Raw genomic sequence first — 6,748 nt, 5'->3', positions numbered from 1 at the left:
TCGCCGCCGAGCGCCCCAAGCTGACCGCCGCGCAGCAGGCCGAAGTGCAGCGCCTGGTGCAGGCCGCGCAGCTCGCCGCGCGCAACGGCGACCTCGTGCTGCCGCCCGGCGGCAGCGCCTACGACCGCTACCGCGCCGCGCTCGCCATCGACGGCGGCAACGCCGCGGCGCAGGCCGGGCTGAAGGCGCTGCCGCAGCGCGCCGCGCAACTGTTCGACCAGGCGCTGGCGCAGGGCCGGCTCGACCGCGCCGCCGACCTGCTGTCCACCTTCGACACGCTGTCGCCCGGCGACGCCGCCGCCGCGCCGATGAAGCACCGGCTCGCGCAGGCCTGGCTGGACCAGGCCACGCTGCACGCGGACCAGGGCCGCCTGCAGGACGCGCGCATCGCCCTCGACCACGCGCGCCGCCTCGAACCCGACGACCCGCGGCTCGGCGCGCTGGCGCAGCGTCTCGCCGGCGCCGGCGGCTGATGGCGCCGGCCGTGGCGTCGCCGCTCACGATCTCCGTCGCGCTGTGCACCTACAACGGCGCGGCCTATCTGGACGCGCAGCTCGACAGCCTGCTGGCGCAGCAGCGCCGCCCCGACGAGATCGTCGTCGCCGACGACGGCTCCGGCGACGGCACGCGCGAGCGCCTGCGCGCGTTCCGCGCGCGCGCGGCGCAGGCCGGCGTCGAGGTGACGCTGATCGAGAACGCGGCCAACCTCGGCTACGTGCGCAACTTCGAGCAGGCGCTGGCGGCGGCGCGCGGCGCGCTGCTGTTCCCGTGCGACCAGGACGACGTCTGGCGCGCCGACAAGCTGGCGCGCATGGCCGTCGAGTTCGAACGCCGGCCGGAGCTGTCGCTGCTGCACACCGACGCGCGCCTGGTCGATGCGCAGGGACGGCCCACCGGCACGACCCTGTTCCGCGCGCTGGAGGCGCGCCGCGACGAGCTCGACGCGCTGCACGCCGGCCGCGGCTTCGACGTGCTGCTGCGGCGCAATCTCGTCACCGGCGCCACCGTCGGCCTGCGCCGCGAACTGCTCGCCGCGGCGCGGCCATTCCCGCCCGAGCTGGTGCACGACGAGTGGCTGGCGCTGATCGCCGCCGCCACCGGCACCGTCGACGCGCTCGAGGACACGCTGATCGACTACCGCCAGCACGGCGGCAACCAGATCGGCATGCGCCCGCGCGGCCTGGCCGACAAGTGGGAAGACCTCAAGCGCCTGCGCCCGGAAACGCTGCAGCGGCTGGCCGCGCGCATGGCGCTGCTGGGCGAGCGGCTGCAGCGTCTCGGCGCGGCGGTCCCGCCGGCGCATCTCGCCCGCGTGCGCGACAAGGAACGGCACCTGCGCCTGCGCGCCGCCCTGCCGCCGCGCGGCCCCGCGCGCCTCGGCGTCGTGCTGCGCGAAGCGCGCGGCGGCGGTTACGCGCGCTATTCCAACGGCGTGCGCTCGATGTTGCGTGATTTGTTGCGGGGGGATTAGGGAGCGGGAGCAGGGAGTGGAGGGCTGGGAGCGCGAGCGGGAGCGGGGAAGCGGCGGGGATTGCCGAATTGCTCCCGCCTCCCGAACGGCTTGCCGTTCGGGAGGCGGGTCGGGGCGAGGGGGCGGGCGTGCGTTGCGGGCAGGAGAGGCAATGAGCGGGACCAAGGCCGAGGACTCGGCGCAAGCACCGACGCCGTCGCGCGGGGTCGGCGCGGTGATCGTCACCTACCGTCCCGACGTTGCCGCGCTCGCCGCGCTTATCGAACGCGTGCGGCCGCAGGTCGCGCATCTGGCGATCGTCGACAACGCCAGCCGCGACGCGGCGCTCGACGCGCTGCTGACGCGCCACGCGGACGATGCCGGCATCGAGGTGCTGCGCCGGCAGGACAACCTCGGCCTGGCAGCGGCGCTGAACCTCGGCATCGAACGTGTGCGCGCCGCGCGCTGCGATGCCGTGCTGCTGCTCGACCAGGACAGCCTGCCGGCGCCGGACATGGTGACGCAGCTCGCCGCGGCGCTGGTCTCGCTGCGCGCCAGCCGCCGCGCGGCGGCGGTGGGGCCGGCCTACCGCGACGCGCGCACCGGCGTCGCCGCGCCGTTCGTGCGCATCGGCTTTCCGCTGAACCGCAAGCTGCACGCGGACGACGCCGCGGCGGTCGAAGCCGATTTCCTGATCACCTCCGGCTGCCTGATCGCGCTGGACGCGCTGGAGGCGATCGGGCCGATGGACGCGCGCCTGTTCATCGACAACGTCGACATGGAGTGGTCGTTCCGCGCGCGCGCCCGCGGCTGGCGCCTGTACGGCATCGGCGCGGCGGCGATGGAGCACCGGCTCGGCGATGCGCACCGGCGTCTGCCGCTGCTCGGCGCGGTGGCGGTACACGGACCCGTGCGGCTGTACTACATGATGCGCAACCGCGTGTTCCTCTACCGCCTGCCGCACACGCCGCGCGTGTGGGTCGCGCAGGACCTGCCGCGGCTGTGCCTGAAACTGGCGATCTTCGGCCTGCTGCTGGCGCCGCGCCGCGCCAACCTGCGCGCCATGCTGCGCGGCCTCGCCGACGGCCTGCGCGGGCGGCTCGGGCCGTATCCGCACACCTAGGCGCCCGCCCGCATTTCGCCCGCGCCCGGGCCGCGCGGCGCCCGCCGCGCGGCCCACGCTGGCGGCGTCCGCGCCCGGCTTGCCACGGCGCGCATGTACCGGCGCGGAACGGCGGACGCGGGTCCGGGAGCCGACGCCCGGGCTTCGGCTAAACTGCTCCGGTTCGACCGCGGAAGAAGTCCTTGTCGCCGTTCCTGCAACGCAGCCTCGCCGTCGCCGCCGTGGCCTGGCGGGTGCTGCACAAGCCGATGTTCCTGCTGCTGGGCGCGATCGCCGGCTTTCTGGTGCCGTACACGATCGTGCTGAACGGCCGCGTGCGCGAACGCTTCGGCGACCTGGTGTTCTCGGTGCCGACGCGCGTCTACGCGCGCCCGCTGCGGCTGGCGCCGGGCGAACCGATGAACGCCGACGCGCTGGAACTGGAACTGGCCTTCGCCGGCTACACCAACGACGGCCAAGGCCGCCTGCCCGGCACCTGGAACAAGAACGGCGGTCGCTACGACATCGCCTCGCGCGGCTACGCCGGCCCCGACGGCGGCGAGCTGCCGCGCCGCGTCGAACTGACCCTGGCGCACGGCCAGATCGCCACGCTGCGCGACCTCACCGCCGAGCGCCCGCTGCGCGAGACCCACCTCGATCCCGCGCGCATCGCCACCCTGTACGGCGCCGCGCAGGAGGAGCGCCAGGTGGTCAGGCTGGACGCGGTGCCGCCGCTGCTGCTGACCGGCCTGCAGGCGGTCGAGGACCGCGACTTCAAGTACCACCACGGCATCGACGTCGGCGCGATCCTGCGCGCGGCGCTGGCCAACCTGCGCGCCGGCCACGTCGTGCAGGGCGGCTCGACGCTGACCCAGCAGCTGGTGCGCAACCTGTTCCTCGACCGCAGCCAGAACCTGGTGCGCAAACTCAACGAGGCGCTGCTGTCGGTGCTGATCGAGGCCAACTACAGCAAGTCGCGCATCCTCGAGGCCTACGTCAACGAGGTGTTCCTCGGCCAGCAGGGCGCGCAGGCGGTGCACGGCTTCGCCGCGGCCAGCCAGTTCTACTTCGGCCGCCCGCTGCAGGCGCTGCGTCCGCAGGAGATCGCGCTGCTGGTCGGCCTGGTGCAGGGGCCGAGCTACTACGATCCGCGCCGCTATCCGCAGCGCGCGCTGGCGCGGCGCAACCTCGCCCTGCAGGAATTCTTCGACACCGGCCTGATCGACGCCGCCGAACTGAAACAGGCGCAGGCCGCGCCGCTCGGCGTCACGCCGCGCCCGCAACTGCCGGCCAACCGCTTCCCGGCGTTCATGGACCTGGTGCGCGCGCAGCTGCAGAACGATTTCGACGAGCAGGCGCTGCGCGGCGGCGGCCTGTCGGTGTTCACCACGCTCGACCCGGCCGCGCAGCTCTACACCGAGCGCGCGATCGAGGAGACGCTGGAAGGCATGGGCAAGCGCGGCGCGGCGCTGCAGGCCGCGGCGGTGGTCACCGACGCCGACAGCGGCAGCGTGCTGGCCGTGGCCGGCAGCCGCGACCCCGGCGATCCCGGCTTCAACCGCGCGCTGATGGCGAGGCGGCCGATCGGCTCGCTGGTCAAGCCGTTCGTGTACCTGGTGGCGCTGGCGCAGCCGCAGCGCTACTCGCTGGCCTCGCTGCTGTCGGACACGCCGGTCAGCCTGCGCCAGCCGGACGGCCGCGAGTGGTCGCCGCAGAACGACGACCACGAGATCCACGGCGACGTGCCGCTGGTCGAGGCGCTGGCGCAGTCGATGAACCTCGCCACCGTGCACCTCGGCCTCGACATCGGCGTCGGCCGCGTGAAGGCGCTGCTGGAATCGCTGGGGCTGCGCGACGTCAACCCGAACCCCTCGCTGCTGCTCGGCGCGATCGACCTATCGCCGCTGCAGGTGGCGCAGATCTACCAGTACCTCGCTGCCGGCGGCCACGCGCTGCCGCTGCTGGCGGTGCGCGGCGTGATGGACGCGCAGGGCCGCGCGATCAAGCGCTACGAGGTCAAACCCGGCGAAGGCGAGTATCACCAGGCGGTGCAGTTGGTCACCTACGCCATGCAGCAGGTGGCGGTGTCCGGCACGGCCAGCGTGCTGGCCGACTCCAGCCTCGCGTGGCTGCACGCCGCCGGCAAGACCGGCACCAGCGACAGCCAGCGCGACAGCTGGTTCGCCGGCTTCACCGGCGACCGCCTCGCCGTGGCCTGGGTCGGCCGCGACGACAACAAAACCACCGGCCTGTGGGGCGCCACCGGCGGCCTGCGCGTCTGGCAGAGGCTGTTCCAGCGCCTGCCCACGCGGCCGCTGTCGACCGATCCCGGCCCCGGCCTCGAGTTCGCCTGGATCGATCCGAAGAGCGGCCATCGCACCGACCAGGTCTGCCCGGACGCGCGCCAGCTTCCATTCGTCGCCGGCTATGTGCCGCAGGACGAGGAACACTGTTTCTGGCAGGAACTGAAGAGCATCTTCGGCGGCAGTGGCGGCGAAGGCGCGCCTCCGCAGCCCGCCGCCGGTCAACCGTGAACCGTCGCATGAAGCACCCGACCCTCCGTTTCGGCGCCGCGCTGGGCGCCGCCGCACTGCTCGCCGCCTGCGGGCAGCCGTCTTCCTCGACGCAGGCCACGCGTCCGCCCGACCGCGATCTGGTCGTGGCGATCCGCGCCGCCGGCGAGCAGGACGATTCCGTGGTGCAGGTGGTACCGCTGCGCGATCCCGCCGTGCAGAGCCTGCTCGACGCCGCGCACGCCGACGAGCAGGCCGGGCGTTACGCGGACGCCGCCGCCAAGACGGACCAGGCGCTGAAGCTGTCGCCGGAGGCGCCCGACCTGCTGCAGTACCGCGCCGAGCTGGCGGTGCGGCTGCAGGACTACGCCGACGCCGAGCGTCTGGCGCAGCGCTCGTTCGAGCTCGGCCCGAAGCTGGGCGCGCTGTGCGCGCGGAACTGGCAGACCCTGGCCGAGCTGCGCGAAGCCGCGCGCGACGAAGCCGGCGCCGCCGCGGCGAAACGCGCGCGCGCCGGCTGCCGCGTCGACGGCCCGGTGCGCATGTAGCCGCGCGCGCCGCCCGCTCAGGCGCGCGGCGCGCGCGGCGGCACCAGCAGACTGGCGGCGATCGAGGCGGCCAGCACCGCCGCCACCGCGCCCAGCATCCACGTCACCGGGATCTTGTAGACGTCCATCAGCAGCATCTTCGCGCCGACCAGGGTGATGATCAGCGCCAGCCCGTAGCCGAGCAGGTGGAAGCGCCCGGCCATGTCGGCGAGCAGGAAGTACATCGCGTGCAGGCCGAGGATGGCGAAGGTGTTGGCGGTGAACACGATGAACGGGTCCGCGGTCACCGAGAAGATCGCCGGGATGCTGTCCACGGCGAACACCAGGTCGGTGACCTCGACCAGCACCAGCACCAGGAACAGCGGGGTCAGCGCGCGGCGACCGCGTTCCGTCACCAGGAAACGCTCGCCGCGCAGCTCGGGGGTGATCGGCAGGTGGCCGCGCAGCCAGCGCAGTAGCGGATTGCGGCCGAGGTCGCTGGTCTTGCCGGTGAAGAAGAACATCTTGATGCCGGTGCCGAGCAGGAATGCGCCGAACACGTAGAAGATCCAGTCGAACTGGCGGATCAGCACGGCGCCGAGGTAGATCAGCACCGCGCGCATGACGATCGCGCCGACCACGCCCCACAGCAGCACCCGCTTCTGCAGTTCGGCGGGAATCGCGAAGTAGGTGAAGATCGTGATCCACACGAACACGTTCTCCACCGCCAGCCCCTTCTCGATCAGGTAGCCGGTGGCGTACTCCAGCGTCTTGCGGCGCGCGACCTCGGCGCCGTACTCCCCGTGCAGGTGCCACCACAGCCACGCGCCGAACGCCGCGGCGGCGGCGATCCACACCACGGACCACAGCGCCGCCTCGCGCACCGACACCTTGTGGCGGCCCTGCGTGCGCAGCAGCGCGAAATCGACTGCCAGCAGCACGGCGACGAGCAGGCCGAAGCCGAGGTACAGCAGGGGCGTGCCGGTGTGCGCGATCGCGTTCATGGCGGCGTGGCGGCGCGGTCGACGGGTGGCCGGTGCGGACGGCGACAGCGTGCCGGCGGCGGGCGTGAACGCATCGTGAGGGCGCCGGCCGCGCCTCGCATGGCCGCAGGCCTAGCTGTGATCTCTCAGTAGGTTGTTCACCCGGGGCGAAC

At 73.4% G+C, this 6,748-nt stretch carries 5 protein-coding genes and 1 pseudogene; 5 read left to right on the top strand and 1 reads right to left on the bottom strand.

Going from position 1 to position 6,748, the window contains the following annotated elements:
* The 5 genes and pseudogenes from MBSD_RS15465 to MBSD_RS10140 all read left to right on the top strand — a co-directional run.
* Nucleotides 1-473, top strand: a pseudogene (locus tag MBSD_RS15465) (hypothetical protein); the annotation flags it as partial.
* Between the two features lie 11 nt (nt 474-484).
* The gene (locus MBSD_RS10155) at nt 485-1,471 is read left to right on the top strand and encodes a glycosyltransferase (protein ID WP_237071786.1); all 987 of its coding nucleotides are present in this window, start codon (nt 485-487) and stop codon (nt 1,469-1,471) included.
* A gap of 151 nt (nt 1,472-1,622) precedes the next feature.
* A complete protein-coding gene (locus MBSD_RS10150) occupies nt 1,623-2,573 on the top strand; it encodes a glycosyltransferase family 2 protein (RefSeq protein ID WP_062537223.1) in 951 nt (316 codons plus the stop codon).
* 182 nt (nt 2,574-2,755) lie between these two features.
* Nucleotides 2,756-5,086, top strand: a complete 2,331-nt coding sequence (gene mrcB / locus MBSD_RS10145; RefSeq protein WP_425478104.1) for a penicillin-binding protein 1B — start codon at nt 2,756-2,758, stop codon at nt 5,084-5,086.
* An 8-nt stretch (nt 5,087-5,094) separates the two neighbouring features.
* The gene (locus MBSD_RS10140) at nt 5,095-5,613 is read left to right on the top strand and encodes a hypothetical protein (protein WP_062537222.1); all 519 of its coding nucleotides are present in this window, start codon (nt 5,095-5,097) and stop codon (nt 5,611-5,613) included.
* Between the two features lie 17 nt (nt 5,614-5,630).
* Here the strand turns inward: MBSD_RS10140 and MBSD_RS10135 are convergent, their stop codons facing one another.
* Nucleotides 5,631-6,587: a TerC/Alx family metal homeostasis membrane protein gene (locus tag MBSD_RS10135; protein ID WP_425478105.1), complete on the bottom strand. Its 957-nt coding sequence runs from the start codon at nt 6,585-6,587 to the stop codon at nt 5,631-5,633.
* Nucleotides 6,588-6,748 lie beyond the last annotated feature (161 nt).

The organism is Mizugakiibacter sediminis, assembly GCF_000953855.2.
Taxonomy (GTDB): Bacteria; Pseudomonadota; Gammaproteobacteria; order Xanthomonadales; family Rhodanobacteraceae; genus Mizugakiibacter; species Mizugakiibacter sediminis.
This window is presented reverse-complemented; position numbering and strand designations above follow the sequence as displayed.

Excerpts from the sequence above, each read along its gene's own strand:
- MBSD_RS10150 (WP_062537223.1), top strand. The coding sequence starts at position 1,623 with ATGAGCGGGACCAAGGCCGAGGACTCGGCGCAAGCACCGACGCCGTCG.
- MBSD_RS10140 (WP_062537222.1), top strand. The coding sequence starts at position 5,095 with ATGAAGCACCCGACCCTCCGTTTCGGCGCCGCGCTGGGCGCCGCCGCA.